We start from the raw sequence: 18,717 nt of genomic DNA on the forward strand, positions 1-18,717 counted from the left end.
TGTCACATCTGAGGGGAATGCTAGCGCGAACGGGGTCATCGCAGGTGGGCGTCGAACCAATTCAACGTGCGCTGCCAGGCCTCCGCGGCCGCGTCCGGGTCGGCGTCGAAACGGTGGTTGGCGCCCGGGTAGTGGACGACGTTCGTCGCGACGCCCGCCGTCGCCGCCGCGTCACGCAGCTGTTCGACCTCGGCGCCTCCGGCCTCGTCGCCCGCGTCGCCGTACATGCCGAGCCAGGGGCTGGTGAGCCGTCCCGCGATCTCGACCAGGACCGGCAGCCCGGTGACCCCCTGCCCGCCGACGCTGACCGCCGCGCCCAGCCTGCGGTTCGACGCCACGACCAGCGCGGCCGTCCCGCCGAGGTCGAAACCGACGACACCGACGAGATCCGCCTGGATACCGCGCTCGCCGAGCCATGCGAGCGTCGCGTCGGTCGCTTCGAGGAGGTCCTGCTGCGTGAGGTCGTCCCGGTCGAGATGCGGGGTGACGGTGAGCCAACCTTCTCCGGCGAGACCGGCCAGGAGCAGGCCCAAACCCTCTTCGACCTCTTCGGCCTCCTCGTGCAGCACCACGAGCCCGCCGCGGACGACACCATCCGGTTCGGCGAAGGTCAGGCGCAGCGTGTGGCCATCGGCGTGCTGGTGTTCCACGGTGGTCGTCAGGGTCATTCCTCCATCAGACCACTCTTAGGTAAATATTCGGAGCTTGCGCCGGCGCGGGAGGATACGGTGTCGGAGCCGTCCCCCAGACGTAGGAGCGCCGAAGATGTCACCTGTTTCGCCGCGTGCGGATCTCGAATCGTTGCCGAAGTACGTCCCTGGCCGGACAATCCAGGGCGCGATCAAGCTGGCGAGCAACGAGGTCCCCGGTGGGCCGCTGCCGAGTGTGGCGCAGGCCATAGCCGAGACGGCACAGGGCATCAACCGGTACCCGGACATCACCGCGTCCGGGCTCGTCGAGCGGCTGGCCCGCGAACTGGGCGAGCCTGCCGAGCGGATCGCCGTCGGCTGCGGTTCGGTTTCCCTTTGCCAGCAGATGATCCAGGCCCTGTGCGGCCCGGGCGACGAGGTCGTCTTCCCGTGGCGTTCGTTCGAGGCGTATCCGATCGTCACGCAGGTGGCGAACGCCGTCAGCGTGAAGGTGCCGCTGACAGCGGGACATGGGTTGGATTTGGACGCCATGCTGGCCGCGATCACGCCGAAGACGCGGCTGGTCTTCGTGTGCAACCCCAACAACCCGACCGGGACGGTCGTGCGGCGGGCGGAACTGGAGCGATTCCTCGACGCCGTGCCGGCGGGTGTGCTCGTCGTGCTCGACGAGGCGTACAAGGAGTTCGTGACCGACGCCGAGGTGCCGGACGGCGTCGAACTGGCGCGCGGCAGGGACAACGTCGCCGTACTGCGGACTTTCTCGAAGGCGTACGGCCTCGCCGGTCTTCGCGTGGGTTACGCGGTGGCCCCGGAAGCGATCATCGTCGCACTGAAGCAGGTCTACGTCGCGTTCTCGGTGAACATGATCGCCCAGGCGGCGGCCATCGCCTCGCTCGACGCGGCCGACGAGCTGCTGGAACGCTGCAAGGAGATCGTCTCGGAACGCACTCGGGTCCGGGACGCCTTGGTGGCCAAGGGTTACGAAGTGCCGGAGACGCAGGCGAACTTCGTCTGGCTGCCGCTGGGCGAGCGGACGACCGAGTTCGCGGAGCACGCGCTGGAGCGCAAGCTGATCGTGCGTCCCTTCGCGGGCGAAGGCGCGCGAGTGACCATCGGAACGCCTGAGGAGAACGACCTCTTCCTCGAAGCGGCCGGGGATTTCCCGCGCTGAGCACACTTTCGGCCGGTCCGCGCTTCGTCCACCCGCATTTCGTCGATGGAGCGCGGACCGTTCCTATTTGAGGAGCAGCTGCACCATCGCGGCGAGGCCGATCACGACGATCACGCCGCGCAGCACCTTCGGCGAGAGCTTGCGGCCGATCTTCGCGCCGATCTGGCCGCCGATCGTCGACCCGACCGCGAGCAGCGCGACCACGGGCCAGCTGACCGGCGCGATGAAGGCGTAGATCGCGCCCGCGACGATGTTCACGACCGCCGACAGGGCGTTCTTGACGCCGTTGAGCCGTTGCAGCGACTCCGACATCAGCATCCCCATCACGGCCATCATCATCACGCCCTGCGCGGCCGTGAAATATCCGCCGTAGATGCCGATCAGGAAGATCAGGAACAGCAGGAGCGGCCCGATCTTGTGGACCTTCCCGTTCTCCTCGCGGCGCTTCGCGACCCAGGCGCCCACTCGCGGCTGGACGATCACGAGCACCACCGCGAGACCGACCAGCGCGGGTACGACGGCCTCGAAAGCGTCCTTCGGCAGCGACAGCAACAGGATCGTCCCGCAGATCGCGCCGAAGAACGACGCCACGGCGAGTTTGGCGACCTGGGGCCAGTAGCCCTTGAGTTCCTCCCGGTAGCCGATCGCCCCGCTGACCGTGCCGGGAGCGAGGCCGATCGCGTTGGACGTCGTCGCCGTCAGCGGCGAGTAGCCGAGGGCGACGAGAACCGGGAAGGTCACCAGCGTGCCCGAACCGACGACCGTGTTGATGGTGCCCGCCCAGAGCCCCGCGACGAAGATCACTACCGCGTGCCACCACGTCATAAAGCGCTCACGTCCGCACCCTAAGCACCGTTACCTCCTTTCGCGCTCCGGATGTGTCTAGTCGAACATTCAACGAGCCCGGTATGTCTCGTTCGGTGTGCAGACGGATGTCCTTGAACACCGCCGTCCTTCAGTTCCCCTCCGGCAGATGAGCCGCGGTGATCTCCGCGGCGACCGTCCAGCCGAGTGCCAGGTACAACGCGCGGCCCTCCTCCGTGGCGACCAGGACCGCTCGCTCCGCCCCGGCGGCGACCGCCACCTCGTCGAGCCGTCGCATGACGAATCTGCCCAGCCCTCGCCGCTGATGCTCGGGCTCCGTCACGACCTGGTCGATCACCGCCGTGCCGCCGGCGATCGCGACCCGGCCGGTGGCCGCGCGCGACCCGTCCGGCGCGCGCACCACCACGTCGGTGACGACGCCGTCGCCGACCAGCTCCGCCCGGTACGGCTCGGGCGCGGCCAGCACGGGCCGCAGCGCCATCGGGGCGCTCATCAGGTATTCCGGCGGGCCGACCTCCCATTCCGGCGGGACCGTCTTCGCCACCTCGTCCCTCGGACCGCTCACCTTGAGCCACGTTCCGGGCTCGGTCAGCGAACGGGCCCGCCGGGCGACCGATGAGGCGTCCGCCAGCACGTATCTCACGCGATGCCCGGGACGCCCGACGTCGAGCCGGTAGCCGTCCGGTTCGGCCACCGGGACGCCGACCCCGCGGGAGAGCGCCCAGCCGTGCACCCATGCCTTGATCAGCCCTGCCACCCCAGTCATCGTTCGATGATGGCATCGGCCACCGACAGTCCCGGACGAGCGGGCGAACCTGCGAGGATGGCCCGGTGGCCGACGACGAGCGCGAACAGGTGTGGAGTGCGACCGTCGATCATCTGCGCACGATGATCGATTCGGGCAGGCTCCCCGCCGGATCGAGGCTGCCCGCCGAACGGGCGCTCTGCGAACAGCTCGGGATCAGCCGCGGTTCGCTGCGGCAGGCGTTGCGGGTGCTGGACTCCATCGGCTACGTGCAGGTGCGGCCGGGCTCGGGGACGTACGTCCGCGAGAAGCTCGACGAGCAACCCCTGCGCGGCTGGTTCTCCGAGCACGAGCAGCTGGTCGAGAAGCTGTTCGACCTGCGGACCACCGTCGAGCCGACGCTCGCCGAGCGGCTCGCGCTCGACCACACGCCGCGCGTGCTCGCCCGGCTGGAAGGCACCGTCGAGGAGATGGACCGGGCCGCGGCCGACGGCGACATGCTGCGCGTGATCGCGGCCGACGCCGAATTCCACCGGGTGATCGCGGAGAACGCGGGCAACGACGACGTCACCGATCTGCTGCGTTCGGTGCTGTCCCTGGTCGGCGAGGAACGGCGGGCGGCGCTGCGGCTTCCGGGACAGATCCGGAAGGCCGTCGACGAGCATCGCGCGATCCTCGAAGCGATCCGCGGTTCGGACGCGGCGGCCGCACGCGAGATCACCCTGCGGCATCTGCTCGACGCCAAGACCTACGTCCACGACTACACGACCCGGGATTGACGTTTCCTCGATGGCGCCCGGGGATCCACACGGGTAGAGTTTTCAGAAGGTTGTGAAACTTCTGACGGGGGTGTGCGGTGGAGAAGGTCCGGTTCACCGAAGAGAAGGCGACGATGCTCGCCACGCTGTACGGCCGGGCGCTCGACGCCCGCGGCGACCGGCCGATCCTCGGCGACAAGGCCGCCGACGAGGCCGTCAAGCGGATCGACTACGACTTCGCTTCGCTCGGCGTGAACTCCGACATGGGCCTGACCGTCGCGATGCGGGCCAAGCCGATGGACGACTGGGCTTCGGCGTTCCTGCGGGAACACCCGGACGCGACCGTCGTCCAGCTCGGCTGCGGGATGGACAGCCGCATGTACCGCGTCGACCCGCCGCCTTCGGTGCGGTGGTTCGATGTCGACTACCCCGAGGTCGTCGACCTGCGCGCCCGGATCTACCCCGCGCGGGACGGTTACCGGACCATCGGCTCGTCCGTGACCGACTTCGGCTGGCTCGACGAGATCCCGTCGGACAAACCCGGCCTGGTGATCGCGGAGGGGCTGACGATGTACCTACGGCCGTCCGAAGGCGAGGAACTGCTGCGGCGGCTGATCGCGCATTTCCCGCAAGGCGGCGAAATGGTCTTCGACGTCTTCAGCAGGCTGGGGATCAAACTGCAGAAGCTGAATCCCGTGGTCCGCAAGGCCAAGGCGACGCTGTACTGGGGCATCGACGAGATCTCCGAACTGGAACGGCTCGGCTTGACGCTGGTGTCGAAACTGGACTCGACGGATTACGCGACGCCTGAGGTGAAGGCGCGGATTTCGGCGTCGATGCGGGCGCAGTTGTGGATCGCGGGGCTGTTCCCGGCGTTCAAGAAGATGGGGCGGATCCTGCGGATGCGGTTCTGAAAGCGAGTGCGGCTCGTGAGTCAGCGTAACTCGCGTGATTGAACCCGTAACTCGCGTGCTGGGAGGCGAACCGGCGGCCCGCCCGTCAGCGTGACTCCAGCACCCGCTCGACGAACCGGTGCAGCTTGTCCTCCAGCCGGAGGACACGCTCCTCCAGCGTCAGGGACTCGAACGGCTGCGGCACGTCCGACTGCAACTCGCCGCGGATGTACTGGCTGCACGCCAGATTCGCGCACGCGTAGATGCCGAGCGTGTTCCCCTCACGCCCGGATTTCCCGGCGCGACGGCCGGAGAACAGCGCGATGTCCGACAGCGGATGTGTCGTGGTGCACAGGCCGCACATGTTGCTCAGCAGGACACGGCCCTTCGGCCGGGGAGCGGCCCGCAGGGACAGCCCGACGGTTTCCCCGCGGTACGGCAGCACGAGATACGCCCTGGAGGCGGCCTTCGGATCGCGCCAGCCGAGGAATTCCCTTTTCTCCCAAGGGATCTCTTCGGGCCGGGCGGGCAGCGTGACCCCCTTGGCCTCGCCTCGGGTGCAGTTCACGAAGGACGCTCTGATCTCGTCCTGGCCCAGCGGTTCCATACCCGCACGGTAACCAGCGCACCCGAGAACGGGCGAACCGTTTTTCGCCGGAGGTCATACGATCACCGGGTGCGCGGGAAGACGATGTCGAGCCGGTTCCGGCTGGTGCTCAGGACCAGTCTCGGCTTCGCCGCGCTCGGCGTCGGATCCAGCGTGTGCGGCGCCGGCGTGGTCGCGTTGCTGCTGCTCCTGCAGGGCCTGCCGAGCGAGGTCGGCGATCGCGGCTGGATCCTCGGCGTCACCGCGGCCGGCATCGTCACGCTGTCGCTGATCGTCGGCACCGTGTGGACGGCATGGCTCCAGCGGCGCACGGCGGTCTGGTTCGTGTTCGGCCGTCCGCCGACGAAGGCCGAGGCCGAGCTGGCACTCCGGCTCCCGGTCGACATGGGGATCGTCAGCGGGACGCTCTGGTTGATCGGCACGATCGTGCTCGGCGCGCTCGCGCGGGTGCTCGGGTCCTGGATGGACGCGCTGGGGATGGCGCTGGTGATCGGGCTCGGCGGGCTGACCACGGTCGGCCTCACCTATCTCGCCGCGGAATGGGTCGCGCGGCCGGTGATGACGATCGCGCTCAAGGTGACCCCGCCGAAGGGGACGCTCAGGGTCACCGTGCGGACCAGGGTGGTCGTCACCTGGTCGCTGGCGAGCGGCGTGCCGTTCCTCGGTGTGCTGCTGGTGGCCGCCCCGCCGGACCTCGGCCAGGGTGACCACGTCGCGAGCCTGATCATGCTTTCGGCGATCGGCCTCGGTGTCGGCGCGATCGGGACGGGCCTGCTCGCGAAGGCCGTCGCGACGCCGCTGCACCGGCTGCGGGTCGCTCTCGACGAGATCGCGCGCGGCAACAAGGAGATCGTGGTCGACGTCGACGATTCCAGCGAGATCGGCCTGCTCCAGACCTCGGTCAACGACCTGGCCGCCGGGCTCCGCGAGCAGGAGCGGATGCGGGATCTCTTCGGCAGGCACGTCGGGGACGAGGTCGCGCGGCACGCGCTGGAGTACGGCGCCTCCCTTTCGGGTGACGTGCGCGACGTGACGGCACTGTTCGTCGACGTCGTCGATTCGACGGCCTTGGCGAGCCGCACCCCGCCCGAAGACCTCGTGCAGACGCTCAACCGGTTCTTCACCAGCGTGGTGCACGCGGTCGGGGCACGCGGTGGGCTGGTCAACAAGTTCCAGGGTGACGCCGCGCTCTGCATCTTCGGCGCCCCGACCAGGCTCGCGGACGCGCCGACGGCGGCGCTTTCGGCCGCGCGGGCCATCCGGGACGCCGTCCAGGAGACGGGTGAGCTGGACCTCGGCATCGGCGTCGCGAGCGGGCGGGTCTTCGCCGGTCAGCTGGGGACGAGCAGCCGGTTCGAGTACACCGTCATCGGCGACGCGGTGAACGAGGCCGCTCGCCTGACGGAGTACGCGAAATCCGCCGACGGCCGGATCCTGGCGAGCGAGGCGGTGCTCGATGCGGCGTTGGAGAGCGAGCGCTCGCACTGGAAGCCGTACGCGGAACTCGAACTGCGCGGGCGACAGGAGCCGACGCACGCCTGGGAGGCGACCTCGCTCAGCCCGGAATGAGGTCCGGCCAGCGCAGCAGCGTCGAACCCCAGGTCAGCCCGGCGCCGAAGGCACCCATCACGACTCGGTGCCCCGGCTGGAGCACCCCCTCCTTGGCCGCGTCGGCCAACGCGATCGGGATCGACGCCGCGCTCGTGTTGCCGACCTTCTCGATGTTCGAGTACATCACGTCCTCCGCGAGCCCGAGCTGCTTCGCGCAGGTCTGCAGGATGCGGATGTTCGCCTGGTGCCCGATGAACCGGTCGATGTCGCCGACCACCCAGCCCGCGGAGTCCAGTACCGCGCGCGCCGATTCGGCCATGCGGGCACAGGCGTGCCGGAACACGGTCTGGCCCTGCATCACCAGATAGTGGTCTCGCGGGTCCTCCGAGCGGCGGTTCTTCGCGCCGCCCGCTTCGACCCAGAGCAGTTCCGCGAGCGCGCCCTCGCTGTGCAGGTCGAACGGGCCGAGCGCGCCGAGCTCGTCCGGGTCGCCCGCGCGCAGGAGGACTGCGCCGGCGCCGTCGCCGAAGATCGGCACCGTCCCGCGGTCTTCGGGGTCGACGAGCGAGGTGAAGACGTCGGCGCCGATCACCAGCACCCGCCGCGCGATCCCGGCGGCGATCAGCCCGGCGCCGGTGGCGAGCCCGTAGACGAACCCGCTGCACACGGCGTTGACGTCGAACGCGGCGACACCGTTCAGCCCGAGTTCGGTCGCGACCTGCGGCGCGCTGGCCGGGCACAGCTGGTCCGCGGTGGACGTCGCGAGCACGACGGCGTCCGCCGCGGTCTCACCCGCCGACGCCAGCGCCCGGCGCCCCGCCTCGACCGCGAGGTCCACAGTGGACGTCCCGGGATCGACGACCCGGCGTTCGGCGATGCCGGTCCGCGAGCGGATCCACTCATCGGAGGTGTCCAGCCGCTGGGCGATCTCCTCGTTGCCCACCACGCGCGGAGGCAGCCATGAGCCGAGACCGGCGAGAACGGCGGCCTGAGATGAGGGCACCAAGAAATCCTTTCGCGGGGCAAATGAGAGGTCTGCCATTCACTTGTAAGCGCTACCATTCAGTAGACCCGTCAGTTGTGTTCCGGGTCACAATTCAAAGAATTCTCATCTACGCCTGGGAGTGACCGGGCACACGGGCCGCGCACCCGAACGGGTGACGCACGCCGCGTCGAGGCGCGAGCGAAGAACAGGCGCCTTGGACAGCCGTCCGGTTAGCCTGACCTGGTGCACACACCCGACCTCGACCGCATGGACATCGCCATCCTCGCCTGCCTCCAGTCCGACGCCCGCACGATCGCCGAGCACATCGGCGCGAAGGTGGGCCTGTCCGCGGCCGCCGTTCAGCGGCGGATCAAGCGACTGCGCGAGACCGGGGTGATCGAACGCGAGGTGGCGGTGCTGTCGCCGCGGGCGCTCGGGCTGTCGATGACGTTCGTGGTGATGGTCGAGATGGAACGCGAGAACCTCGCGGTCCTCGACGGGTTCCGGCGTCAGGTGCTCGCGGACGACAACGTCCAGCAGTGTTACTACGTCACCGGCAACGCGGATTTCGTGCTCGTGGTGACGTGCCGGGACATGGCGGATTTCGAGACGTTCACGCGGCGGATGTTCTTCGACAACCCGAACGTGCGGCACTTCACGACGTCGGTGGCGATGGACCGGGTCAAGACCGGACTGGCGCTGCCGCTGGAGCCCTGAGGGTCCAAAAAGGACAAGACGACCTCGTCACCACGGGTATCCGCATGAACGCAAGGGGTCTGTGCCCGGCGTTACACCACTATGGACATATGCAGCCGATAGCGTGAACGTCGCCGCAGTCGCGTCATCCGGCGTACGTCCGGCCATCTCCTCCTCGAGACGAAAAGTTCGCGCCGCGCGAACCACGAGCACCGAGGAGTGGCCGTGCACACCGACGCAATTCACCAGAGCCAGTTCGTTCTGCTGAACAACAGCAGCACGCCCGTTCTTTCCCGCCTGTCGTTCCACGCCGGTGAACCGTTCGCGGTCACCGTGTCGTTCCGGACGGAGCGCGGCCGGTGGGTCGAGTGGACCTTCGCGCGTGAGCTGCTCGTCACCGGCCTCACCGACCCCGCCGGACTCGGTGACGTCCGCGTCCGCCCCGACCTCTCGGAGGACGAGGCGCTGCTGACGCTCGAGATCGAGTCGCCCGACGGTTACGCGTCGTTCGAGCTCGAGCGTGAGGACGTCGAGACGTTCCTCGAGTCCACGTACGAGCTCGTCCCGCTCGGCTCCGAGAGCGAGCACTTCGACGTCGAGGCGCTGATCGAGGAGATCAGCAACGTCTGAGACTTTCCCGCGGCGAGAAGACGAAGGGCGGCCCGAGTGCGCTGGAGGCACTCGGTCCGCCCTTCGTCCTGTGTTCGGGGTCAGCCGAGGACCAGGGAGGTCCCGGTCGCGGACAACGCCGGCCGCACCGGGAAGAAGTACGTCACCGAGCTGTTTCCGCCGGACAACATGCCCTGCGCCTGGTTGCCCGCGATGAACGAGCCGCCGGAGTCGCCGGCCTGCGAGCGGACGTTGGTGGCGGTCATGCCGTAGACCGTGCCCTCGGCATAGCGGACGGTCTGGTTCTTGGCGCCGACGGTGCCGCAGGTCCAGCCGGTGGTCGACCCGGACTTGCAGACCGACGCGCCGGTGGCCGCCACGGTCGAACCACTCACGCGGGTGCCGTTGTTGATGATGCCGCGCGGCACCCAGTTGCTGTTGACCCGGACGTGGCCGTAGTCGTTGGTCGGGAAGCTGACGCGGGCGAACGAGCCCATCGCGACCCGGTTGGAGCCGGTCACCGTGCCCGGGCCGCAGTGCCCGGCGGTGAGGAAGCCGCCGTTGACCGAGAAGCCGATCGAGCAACGCGAAGAGCTGTTGATGTAGTACGCGTCGCCACCGCGGACGTCGTACTTCAGCGTCGGCACCGAAGTGGTCTCGACCACCGCGACGGCGGCCTTGTCCACCTTGGTCTTCTCCAGGTATGAGTCGACGACACCGCTCTTGCCCGGCAGGACGTTCACCGTCACGCGGTTGGTCCTGGTGTCGACACCCCAGCCGGTGATCGCGCCGTCCGCCGCGCGCTCACCCGCGTTCAGTTTGTCCACAGTGGAATCGAGCTGGGCGGCCGAGAAGCGCACGAGTTCCGCTTCCGCGCCACTGGCGAGGACCTGCCCCAGCTTCGCCGCGTCCGTGACGCCGACGCGGAGCTTGCCGGTGGCCTCGTTGTAGCTGGCGCCGCCGAAGCTGCCGGCGAGCGCCGAAGCGAGCGACTGTTCGAGCTTGCCGGCGGCGGTCTCGCTCTGGATCCGGGCGAGTGCCTGACCGGCGGTCAGGCCGAGGTCCCGTTGCAGGGCGGGAACCATTTCCTGATTGAGCAGAGTTTCCGAGGACGCTGCCGCGGGGGTACCCGTGACGAGCGCACCGGTGGCCAGTGCTGCCGTGGCGGCCACACCGAGGAGCTTCGTGATCTTCATGCTTCTCCCTCGTCATCACGCACGGCTCCGGTTCGCCATGCGATGTCCCTCCCCTGACGGGTGAGCGTTCTGGACTCGGACGAAGGCCGCAATCCGGGTCGGCGCGGGATAGGTATACCCATTCTTCGGGAACCGAATCCCCTGCTCCACGGGCGGACACCTAGAGCAGGCACCCGGACGGGCACGTCCGTAAGTAGGGTTTCGAAGCAAATACCTTGCGTAGTCATGGCCACCCCCTGAACGTGGGATGAATCGCTGAATCGGGTTCGTCGCCGACGTTTCGGGTGTCCAGTGATTTTCCAACCGACGATCCGTCGCCCAACCGGTGACGCTGCGTCCGCAGATGGCCTCACGGGGTGCCCATGGTGTCCGTGTTGGGTGGTTTACGACCAGGTAGGCAGTGCTTAGGCTCCGCAGGACAACGCACAAGATCGTGTCGGGCTCAGCGGGAACTCCCCACCGAGGAGCGCATGATGTGGCTTGCCACCCCTCGCCCGACCTCGGTTTCGGTCCGCGCCGGATCGACGGCGCTCGTGGGCCGCGACGTCGAGGTCTCGGCGATCGTGAAGATCCTGCTGCGCCGTCCCGCCGCCGTGCTGATCGAAGGCGAACCCGGGATGGGCCGCAGCAGGCTGCTCGACGAGCTGGCCGGACGCCGTGAATTCGCGGCCACCCGGGTGCTCCGGGGTGCCTGCCAGCCGATGCGCGAGCCGTTCCCGTTCGGACCGGTGCTCGAAGCGCTGCGTTCGGCGGGCGACCGGCCGCTCGGTTCGCTCAGCCCCGTCGCCGGGGTGCTGAGACCCTTGCTGCCCGAACTGGCCGAAAGCCTTCCGCCTCAACCGGAACCACTCGCCGACCCGTGCGCCGAACGGCACCGCCAGTTCCGCGCCGTCCGCGAACTGCTGATCGCCTGCGGGCCCGCGCTCGTCCTGATCGACGACCTGCAGTGGGCCGACGAAGGCACCCGTGACCTCATGCGGTTCCTCGCCGCGGCCATGCCGGCCGAACTGGCCGTCGTCGCGGCGTACCGGACCGGCTCGCCGTCGGGACACGGCGGTGCGGGCATCCCCTTCCGCACCCCGCCGAACGTCCAGACCGCCCGCGTGACACTGGGCCCGCTCGACGTCGAAGCCGTCGGGAAGCTGGCCGAGGAACTACTGGACCTGCCGCGGGTTTCCGCACCGTTCGTCGCGAAGCTCCACGAAAGCACCGCCGGGATCCCGTTCGTGGTCGAGGAGACCCTGCGGGCGTTGCGGGACGCGGCCGGACGCCTGCCGATCGGGGAAGTGCTGAGCGACCGGCTGCTGGAGAGCCTCGAAGTCCCGATCTCCCTGCGTGAGGCCATCACCGAACGGCTCGAAGCACTGCCGGAGCCCGCCGTCCGGCTGGCCCGCGCGGCGGCGGTGCTCGCCGTCCCGTCCGAGCCGTCGGTGATCGGCGAACTCGCCTGCCTCGACGGCGACGCGCTCCGCTCGGCCCTTTTGTCCACTTTGGATGGCGGGGTCCTCGGCGAACTCGGCGGCGACCGCTACGGCTTCCGGCATCCGTTGGCCCGCAAGGCGGTCTATGACACGGTGAGCGGCCCGGAGCGCACCCTGCTGCATTCGCGCGCGATCCAGGTGCTCGCCGGTCAGCCGGTCCCGCCGCTCACCCTGCTGGCGAACCACTCGCGCGCGGCGGGGCGGACGGAACAGTGGCGCCACTACGCCGAAGCCGCCGCCGACGAGGCCATCGCCCACGGTGACACGTCACGGGCCATCGACCTGCTCCAGTCCGTGCTCGCCGAGGCGGGGCTCGGCGAGGACGACATCGCCCGGCTGGCCACGAAGCTCAGCCAGGTCGCGCTGCGCGGGTTCCGCCCGGACGTCATCGAGACACTGGAGCGGATCCTCGAAGACCTCACCGACCTGCGCCCGAGCGTGCGCGGGACGATCCGGCTCAGCCTCGGGATGCTGCTGGTCCGCACGATCGGGCGCCTCGGCCGTGGCCGGGTCGAGGTGGAGAAGGCGATCACCGAGCTGGTCGACGAGCCGGAACTGGCCGCCCGCGGGATCAACCTGCTCGCCCAGCCGATCGACGGGCTGACCCCGTTGTCCTGGCACGAGGTCTGGATGGAGCGGGCCCGCGAGGTCTTCGGTCGGATCGAAGACCCGGAACTGCGGCTCGCGCTCCTCGGCGACCGGATCTCCACCCAGGCGCATATCGGCGACGGGTCGGCCTGGACCGAGTTCACCGAACTGCCGGACCAGGGAAGCGGGGTCGCCGAGCGGGTCCAGCTGGCGCGGCTGTGGTGCAACCTCGCCGACGCGCAGTCCTGGGCAGGCCACCTGACCAGGGCGGAAAAGCTGGTCACGGAAGGGATCCGCCGGGCGACCGACGCCGGCGCGCTCTACGCCGCCGGGCTCGCGCAGGGTACCCGCGTCCGGCTCGACTGGGTGCGCGGCGACTGGTCCGGCCTCGCGGAGGCCACCGAACAGCTGCGCGACGCCTATCCCGACCTGGGCCCGATCGTCATGGAGTGCTCGCTCGTCCTCGGCGGGTTGTCCGCCGTTCGCGGGGAATTCGCCGCCGCGCAACGACATCTGGCCGCGGCGAGCGTCCACGCCCCGGAACACGGGCCCATCCCCGTCGTCCTCTCGGCCGCCGGGGTCCTGATCCGGGTGCTCCTCGCGACGGACGACGTCGACGGCGCGTGCGCGGCGGCCGACAACGCCGTCGCGGCGGCCCGGCGCAAGGGTGTCTGGGTGTGGGCGGCAGCGCTGGTCCCGGCCGCTGCAGAGGCCTACACGCGGGCAGGGCGCTGGTCGGAAGCGGACGCCGTGGTCGAGGAATTCGCCCGCGGGGTCGAAGGCAAGGACTCGCCGGTCTCCCGGGTCGCGCTGCTCGCCGGCCGGGCGATCCTGCTCGACGCGCGCGGCAAACATCCCGCCGCGGCAACGGTTTTCGACGAGGCCGCGGCGGGCTACGAGGCGCTGCCGATGCCGTATCAGGCGATCGGCGCCCGGGAGCGCGCGGCGCTGGCCCGGCTCAACGCGGGCCGTCACACCCCGGGCGACCGCAAGGCGATCGAGGAGCTCGCGGCGGCCGCGGAGGCCTACGAGCGGCTCGGCGCGACCAGGGACGCCGGCCGCTGCCGCCATCAGCTGCGGGAACACGGGGCGTGGGCCCCCTCACAGCGGGGGCGGCGCGGCTACGGCCAGGAGCTTTCGCCCCGGGAACTCGAGGTCGCGCGCATGCTCTCCGACGGACGGACGAATCGGGAGATAGCGGACGGACTGTTCCTTTCCCCGCGTACGGTCGAACAGCACGTCGCCAAGGTGCTGCGGAAACTCGGGGCCCGGTCGCGGACGGACGTGGCCCGCCGGATGACGACCTACGCGCCCGCTTCCGCCGACCGCTGACTTCGGCCCCCCGGGGTGTCCTGCCTCCACCCGAGGTGTGAAGGTCGAGTTTCCACGGCTGAGCCGAGGGAAGGGGGCCTTCACGCGCAGCCGTTGTGACTGCTGGTGCAGGTGGGGCGCACCTGACGGTCACCAAGGTGTGACCGGGCCAGGGGCGCCCCCATCGAGCACTTCCGCTCCGGAAACGTCCCTTGTGGACAGTCGGCCACCGTGGCGAGCCCCGGAGAGGGTGTCGCGAAAGCCACTTTCGGGACCTCAGACGCCGCGAAAGTGGCTTTCGCGACACCCCGGCCCGGACCCGCCGGCACTCGCCGGGTGACCGGCTGAGCAGGCCCGCTATTCCTTTAGGGGCAAGAAAAGTGCCCGATCGGGCATGGTGATCCATTCCATCGGGTCCAGCCGTGCGCGTATGGTTCCGTAGTGTCATGCGCTGTGCTAGTTTGTTTGGGCCATTAACAAAGTCGGGGCCCGGCGCCCTCGAGGGAGTAGCGCAGAAGCATGGCTGAGCGAGCCGATTTCGCGCTGGGGACGGTAGAGGCGACCGTGGTCGGGCAGGCGCTGGGCGTCGACGTCCGGCTGTTTCCCTTGCGCGTTCGCAACACTTCGATCGACCCGGAGCGCTACGCCACGGTCATCCGGAAGGTCTACACCGACCTCGAGCAGCGCCGCCTGTCGATCAGCGGCGAGCTGAACAAGGCCGTCCGCACCGCGTTCGCGCTGCTGGGGAACCACCGGATCACCGTCTCGATCAACGGTATCGACGGCATCGGCCAGGACATCGCCGTCCTCGCCCTCACCGACGGCAGGCAGGCGCTCGGCATCACGCAGGCCCACGGCGAAGACCTCCTGCAGTTCGCGCTCTTCTCCGACGAAGAGCTGGTCGAGGTCCTTTCCGGCGTGCTACCGCGGATGCGCCCCGCGTCGACCGGCCGCCGCACGATCGTGCAGAAGGAGGAGCGCGCCGTCTCCGCGATGACCGCGCGCCGTCAGGCCGAGGCCGAGTTCGACGAAGAAGAGACCGACGCGTTCGGCAACCTCCAGTTCACCGGCGTCGTCCGCGCCCGGCCGGAGGCCCCGGCCCGGCGCACCGACGAGAGCGACGTCGAGGTCTTGGAGAAGGTGCTGTCCGGGACCCGGCTCGGCGGCGGGTACATCATCGTGAGCGGCATCGGCCGCCGCGGCGAACGGCTCCGGTCGACGCCGCTGAGCTGGCTCGACACCGAAGACGGCCGGTACCTGGTCCGGACCGAGACCGACGAAGCCTCCGGTGCCGTGATCGGTCACTACGACCCGGCGAGTCAGTCGGGCGTGGCGAACGCGATCCGGGACGCCATCGCTGACATCTACTGACCCTCTGAACCGGGCGAGAGGATCCTCCGTTGACCGAGGAAGCACAAGCACTGGAGCCGGTGATCGCGGCGCGCAAGGTGGCATTCGCGAGTGCGCGGCTGAAGGAGATGGCCAAGCAGGGCAGCTTCGCCGTCGACGAGAGCACCGGTCAGGAGATGATCCGCTCGCTCCAGGGTGTGATCGACAGTCTCGAAGAGCGCTGGAGCGCGCTGACCAAGCTGCAGAAGACGCCGCCGATGAGCTCCACCGCGACCGCGCGCTGGGTGTCCCAGCACATGCACGGCACCGCGACGGACGCGCAGGGCCTGCTCACGCAGCTCGAAGCCGCCCGCGCCGAATTCCCGACCTACGTCGAGGCGATCGAACTCGCCAAGCGGAACTACCGGGAGCGCGACGAAGAGAACCAGCGCACCTTGAAGCGGATCGACACCGAGATCTAAGAGGAGAGACCCGTGACGGAATCCGCGGAGAAGACCGCGAAGGTCTCCGATCCCGCTTCCGAGGACTACAACCCGGACGACCCGTTCTACGACGTCACGGCCGATTCGTCGTCGGCCTATTACGTCGGGCCGCTGGCGGACGAGGCCGCGTCCGGCGACGAGATCCGGGCCGGGGCCTCGGCCGGGACGGACCTCCTCTTCACCATCCTTGGCTGGGGTGACACCGCCCTCAACGGCTTCAAGGACATCTTCACGCAGAAGATGTACGAGGGGCAGCTGGAGAAGGCGCGCGAAGGCCTCGACAAGAACCTGGAGATCCGCAAGCCCGGCGAGCCGCCGTCCACGGTCTGGGCCAACGCCACCCACGAGCAGATGCAGGCCGCGATCGCGGACAATGCGGATCCGGCCGCGGTCGCCGAGACCTCCGAAGAGTGGATCCGGGCCGGCAACGACCTGGCCACGCACCAGCGCAACCTGGCGAAGGCGATCAACGCGAGCACGGCCAACTGGGAGGGCGAGGGCGGCGACGCGGCCCGCGAACACCTCGCCGGTGTCGGCAAATGGCTCGGCTCGACCGCGAACGGCGCGACGCTGGCCGGACGGCAGCAGCAGATCCACTCGCAGACCCTCAACGAAACGCAGAAGCTGATGGCGGCGAACCCGCCGGTGGCGTTCAGCGTGCAGGAGGCCAACGCCAACCTGCAGAAGATCACCGACCCGCACGTGTACATGGCGCAGCTCGGGAAGGATCTCTCGACCTTCAAGAAGCAGCAGGACGCGCGGGACCAGGCCGCGAAGGTGATGACCGACTTCGACAGCACGGTCGGCTCGGCGATCGCCACCCCGGCGTTCCCCGCCCCGCCGAAGCTGCCGACGGCTCAGGCCACCAGGCAGTTGCAGGGCACTCCCGCGGGCGGTGGCGCGGGTGCGCCCGCCGGCACGCTTCGCGACCGGATGGCGGTCGAAGGCGCCGAAGGCACCCCCTTCACCGCCGTCTCGGAACGTACGCGCCCGGACGGCCTCGTCGCTTCGATGGACGGCACGCCGCAGGGCGGGGCCGGTGGTCCCGGCGGTGTGTCTCCGTTCACCTCGCCGACCGGCGGACCGGGCGGGGGCCCCGGCGGCTTCCCCGGCGGTGGCGGCCCTGGCGGCGGTCCCGGTGGCGGCGGTCCCGGCACCAGCCCGGTCATGCCCAACATCGGCGTCCCGAACGGTCCGGGCGGCGGCGAGACCTACAAGCCCGCGGCCTCGACGGGCCCCCACCTCCCGAACCTGCCCAAGATCGACGACAGCACGCGGACCACGGGCTACACCCCGCCGTCCGTGACGCCGCCGTCGTTCACCCCGCCGAACATCCCCATCCCGGAGAGCGGCGGCCCGCGGCCCGGTGGCGGTCTGCCGTTCACCCCGCCGAACATCCCCATCCCGAACGGCCCCACCGGCGGCGGGCCCAACAGCAACGGCCCGAGGCCGGTCATGCCGAACATCCCGCCGATGCCGCGTCCCGGCGGTATCGGCGAGCGGCTCACCGGTCCCTCGTTCCCGGACGGCAACTCCTACAAGGGCACGCCGTACAACGCGCCCAAACTCGGTATGCCGAACATCCCCGGCGGTGGCGGTACCGGCGGCACCAGTGGCTTCGGTGGCGGCGGTGCCGGTACGGGCGGTGCCGGTGGCGCGGGTGGCGGAGGTCTCGGCGGGGCCGGACGGGCGACGGGTTCGCTCGGCATGGGCGGCGCCGTCGGCGCGGGCGCGATGGACGCGGAAGCGGCCGCGGCCCGTGCGGCAGGCTCCGGTGGCAAGCCGGGTACGCCCGGCGGCATGGCACCGATGGGCGGTATGGCCCCCGGTGCCGGCAAGGGGCAGGGCCAGGAGGACAAGGAGCACAAGGTCGCCGACTACGTCGAGTCCGACGACCCGTCCTTCTTCGCCCCCGACGAGGTCGTGGCACCACCGGTGATCGGTGACTGGAAGAACAAGGACTGGAAGTGACGGCTTCGTTCGAGGTCGACCCGGACGACCTGACCGCGCACGCCAGCCACCTCGACGGACTCGTCGACCGGCTGAACACCGCGCACGGCGCGACCGGTTCGGCGATGTCTTCGGACGCGTACGGCCTGCTGTGCGCGTTCCTGCCGCCGATCGTCAATCCGGCGGGTGAACGCGCGGCGGAGACGATCAAGGCGGCCGCGGAAGGCATCCAGGCGACGGCGGACAACGTCCGCACCGCGGCCAAGTCCTATGTAGACGGTGACAAGACCAACGCGGAACCGTTCAAGGCGGACTTCAAGGCCCTGGACATCGGAGGAAAGCAGTGACCGGCGGGAACGAGCTCGGCGAGCTCATGCTGGACCCCGACGAGGCCCAGCGCAAAATGGACCGATGGGCCGCGGGGCTGGAGGAGAAGGCCCAGCGGTACGCGGCCGCGCAGGAGCGGACGGAGCAGCTGCGGCTGACCGCGACCAGCTCCGACGGCGCGGTCAAGATCACCGTCGGGGCGGACGGCGGCGTGACGGACATCGAGTTCGGGAACAAGGCCAGGACGTATCCGCTGGAGGAACTCTCCCGGCAGATCCTCCAGACCATGCACAAGGCGCAGTCCGGGATCGCGAGCCAGGTCGCCGACGTCATGCAGGAATCGCTCGGCGACGAGGACCAGGAGACCAGGGCGCTGATGATCGGCACCCTGCGCAGCCGCTTCCCCGAGATGGAAGAGGAAGAGTCCTCGGACCCGCCCGCTCCCCCCGCGCCGTCCGCCGACACGCCGCCCGCGCCTCGCGACAAGCGTCACGAAGCGCCGGACGACGAGGAAAACTCGCCCTGGTGAGCTCCTCGCCCCT

At 69.7% G+C, this 18,717-nt stretch carries 18 protein-coding genes; 12 read left to right on the forward strand and 6 right to left on the reverse strand.

Going from position 1 to position 18,717, the window contains the following annotated elements:
- Positions 1-35 precede the first annotated feature (35 nt).
- Positions 36-668, reverse strand: a complete 633-nt coding sequence (locus CVV72_RS27685; protein ID WP_219146439.1) for a dienelactone hydrolase family protein — start codon at positions 666-668, stop codon at positions 36-38.
- A 97-nt stretch (positions 669-765) separates the two neighbouring features.
- Between CVV72_RS27685 and hisC the strand changes: the two genes are divergently transcribed.
- A complete protein-coding gene (gene hisC, locus CVV72_RS27690; protein ID WP_219146442.1) occupies positions 766-1,821 on the forward strand; it encodes a histidinol-phosphate transaminase in 1,056 nt (351 codons plus the stop codon).
- A gap of 63 nt (positions 1,822-1,884) precedes the next feature.
- Here hisC and CVV72_RS27695 read toward each other — a convergent pair whose 3' ends face one another.
- Together CVV72_RS27695 and CVV72_RS27700 are read right to left on the reverse strand one after the other, a co-directional pair.
- Complete coding sequence (locus CVV72_RS27695; RefSeq protein ID WP_219146444.1) at positions 1,885-2,646, reverse strand: sulfite exporter TauE/SafE family protein; 762 nt, start codon at positions 2,644-2,646, stop codon at positions 1,885-1,887.
- A gap of 130 nt (positions 2,647-2,776) precedes the next feature.
- Complete coding sequence (locus tag CVV72_RS27700) at positions 2,777-3,403, reverse strand: GNAT family N-acetyltransferase (protein WP_219154168.1); 627 nt, start codon at positions 3,401-3,403, stop codon at positions 2,777-2,779.
- 74 nt (positions 3,404-3,477) lie between these two features.
- Between CVV72_RS27700 and CVV72_RS27705 the strand changes: the two genes are divergently transcribed.
- Both CVV72_RS27705 and CVV72_RS27710 read left to right on the forward strand, forming a co-directional pair.
- Positions 3,478-4,170, forward strand: a complete 693-nt coding sequence (locus CVV72_RS27705; protein WP_219146446.1) for a FadR/GntR family transcriptional regulator — start codon at positions 3,478-3,480, stop codon at positions 4,168-4,170.
- Positions 4,171-4,247: 77 nt separating this feature from the next.
- Complete coding sequence (locus CVV72_RS27710; RefSeq protein WP_219146448.1) at positions 4,248-5,063, forward strand: class I SAM-dependent methyltransferase; 816 nt, start codon at positions 4,248-4,250, stop codon at positions 5,061-5,063.
- Positions 5,064-5,148: 85 nt separating this feature from the next.
- On the opposite strand, the gene CVV72_RS27715 is transcribed toward CVV72_RS27710, so the two are convergent.
- Positions 5,149-5,649, reverse strand: coding sequence for an FBP domain-containing protein (locus CVV72_RS27715; RefSeq protein ID WP_219146450.1), 501 nt, complete (start codon positions 5,647-5,649; stop codon positions 5,149-5,151).
- An 84-nt stretch (positions 5,650-5,733) separates the two neighbouring features.
- Between CVV72_RS27715 and CVV72_RS27720 the strand changes: the two genes are divergently transcribed.
- A complete protein-coding gene (locus CVV72_RS27720; protein ID WP_219154170.1) occupies positions 5,734-7,218 on the forward strand; it encodes an adenylate/guanylate cyclase domain-containing protein in 1,485 nt (494 codons plus the stop codon).
- Here CVV72_RS27720 and CVV72_RS27725 read toward each other — a convergent pair.
- On the reverse strand, positions 7,205-8,203 hold the full coding sequence (locus CVV72_RS27725) for a beta-ketoacyl-ACP synthase III (RefSeq protein WP_255632283.1): 999 nt from the start codon (positions 8,201-8,203) through the stop codon (positions 7,205-7,207). The two genes, CVV72_RS27720 and CVV72_RS27725, sit on opposite strands and share 14 nt — an antisense overlap.
- 225 nt (positions 8,204-8,428) lie before the next feature.
- On the opposite strand from CVV72_RS27725, the gene CVV72_RS27730 reads away from it, so the two are divergent.
- Positions 8,429-8,902, forward strand: a complete 474-nt coding sequence (locus CVV72_RS27730; protein ID WP_219146454.1) for an Lrp/AsnC family transcriptional regulator — start codon at positions 8,429-8,431, stop codon at positions 8,900-8,902.
- 204 nt (positions 8,903-9,106) lie between these two features.
- Positions 9,107-9,511 carry an SsgA family sporulation/cell division regulator gene (locus CVV72_RS27735; protein WP_034319994.1) on the forward strand — a complete coding sequence of 135 codons (405 nt, stop codon included), beginning with the start codon at positions 9,107-9,109 and terminating at the stop codon, positions 9,509-9,511.
- An 80-nt stretch (positions 9,512-9,591) separates the two neighbouring features.
- Here the strand turns inward: CVV72_RS27735 and CVV72_RS27740 are convergent, their stop codons facing one another.
- The gene (locus tag CVV72_RS27740) at positions 9,592-10,686 is read right to left on the reverse strand and encodes a S1 family peptidase (protein ID WP_219146456.1); all 1,095 of its coding nucleotides are present in this window, start codon (positions 10,684-10,686) and stop codon (positions 9,592-9,594) included.
- A 473-nt stretch (positions 10,687-11,159) separates the two neighbouring features.
- On the opposite strand from CVV72_RS27740, the gene CVV72_RS27745 reads away from it, so the two are divergent.
- The 6 genes from CVV72_RS27745 to CVV72_RS27770 all read left to right on the forward strand — a co-directional run bounded on the left by CVV72_RS27745 (position 11,160) and on the right by CVV72_RS27770 (position 18,704).
- The gene (locus tag CVV72_RS27745; RefSeq protein ID WP_219154171.1) at positions 11,160-14,087 is read left to right on the forward strand and encodes a LuxR family transcriptional regulator; all 2,928 of its coding nucleotides are present in this window, start codon (positions 11,160-11,162) and stop codon (positions 14,085-14,087) included.
- 498 nt (positions 14,088-14,585) lie between these two features.
- A complete protein-coding gene (locus CVV72_RS27750) occupies positions 14,586-15,437 on the forward strand; it encodes an ESX secretion-associated protein EspG (RefSeq protein ID WP_219146458.1) in 852 nt (283 codons plus the stop codon).
- Between the two features lie 29 nt (positions 15,438-15,466).
- Positions 15,467-15,877, forward strand: a complete 411-nt coding sequence (locus tag CVV72_RS27755) for a hypothetical protein (RefSeq protein WP_255632284.1) — start codon at positions 15,467-15,469, stop codon at positions 15,875-15,877.
- 12 nt (positions 15,878-15,889) lie between these two features.
- On the forward strand, positions 15,890-17,869 hold the full coding sequence (locus CVV72_RS27760; protein WP_219146460.1) for a hypothetical protein: 1,980 nt from the start codon (positions 15,890-15,892) through the stop codon (positions 17,867-17,869).
- On the forward strand, positions 17,866-18,195 hold the full coding sequence (locus tag CVV72_RS27765) for a type VII secretion target (RefSeq protein ID WP_219146462.1): 330 nt from the start codon (positions 17,866-17,868) through the stop codon (positions 18,193-18,195). The genes CVV72_RS27760 and CVV72_RS27765 overlap by 4 nt, the downstream gene beginning before the upstream one ends.
- Complete coding sequence (locus CVV72_RS27770; RefSeq protein WP_219146464.1) at positions 18,192-18,704, forward strand: YbaB/EbfC family nucleoid-associated protein; 513 nt, start codon at positions 18,192-18,194, stop codon at positions 18,702-18,704. Before CVV72_RS27765 ends, CVV72_RS27770 begins: the two co-directional genes overlap by 4 nt.
- Positions 18,705-18,717 lie beyond the last annotated feature (13 nt).

It is taken from the genome of Amycolatopsis sp. TNS106 (genome assembly GCF_019330265.1).
Taxonomy (GTDB): domain Bacteria; phylum Actinomycetota; class Actinomycetes; order Mycobacteriales; family Pseudonocardiaceae; genus Amycolatopsis; species Amycolatopsis lurida.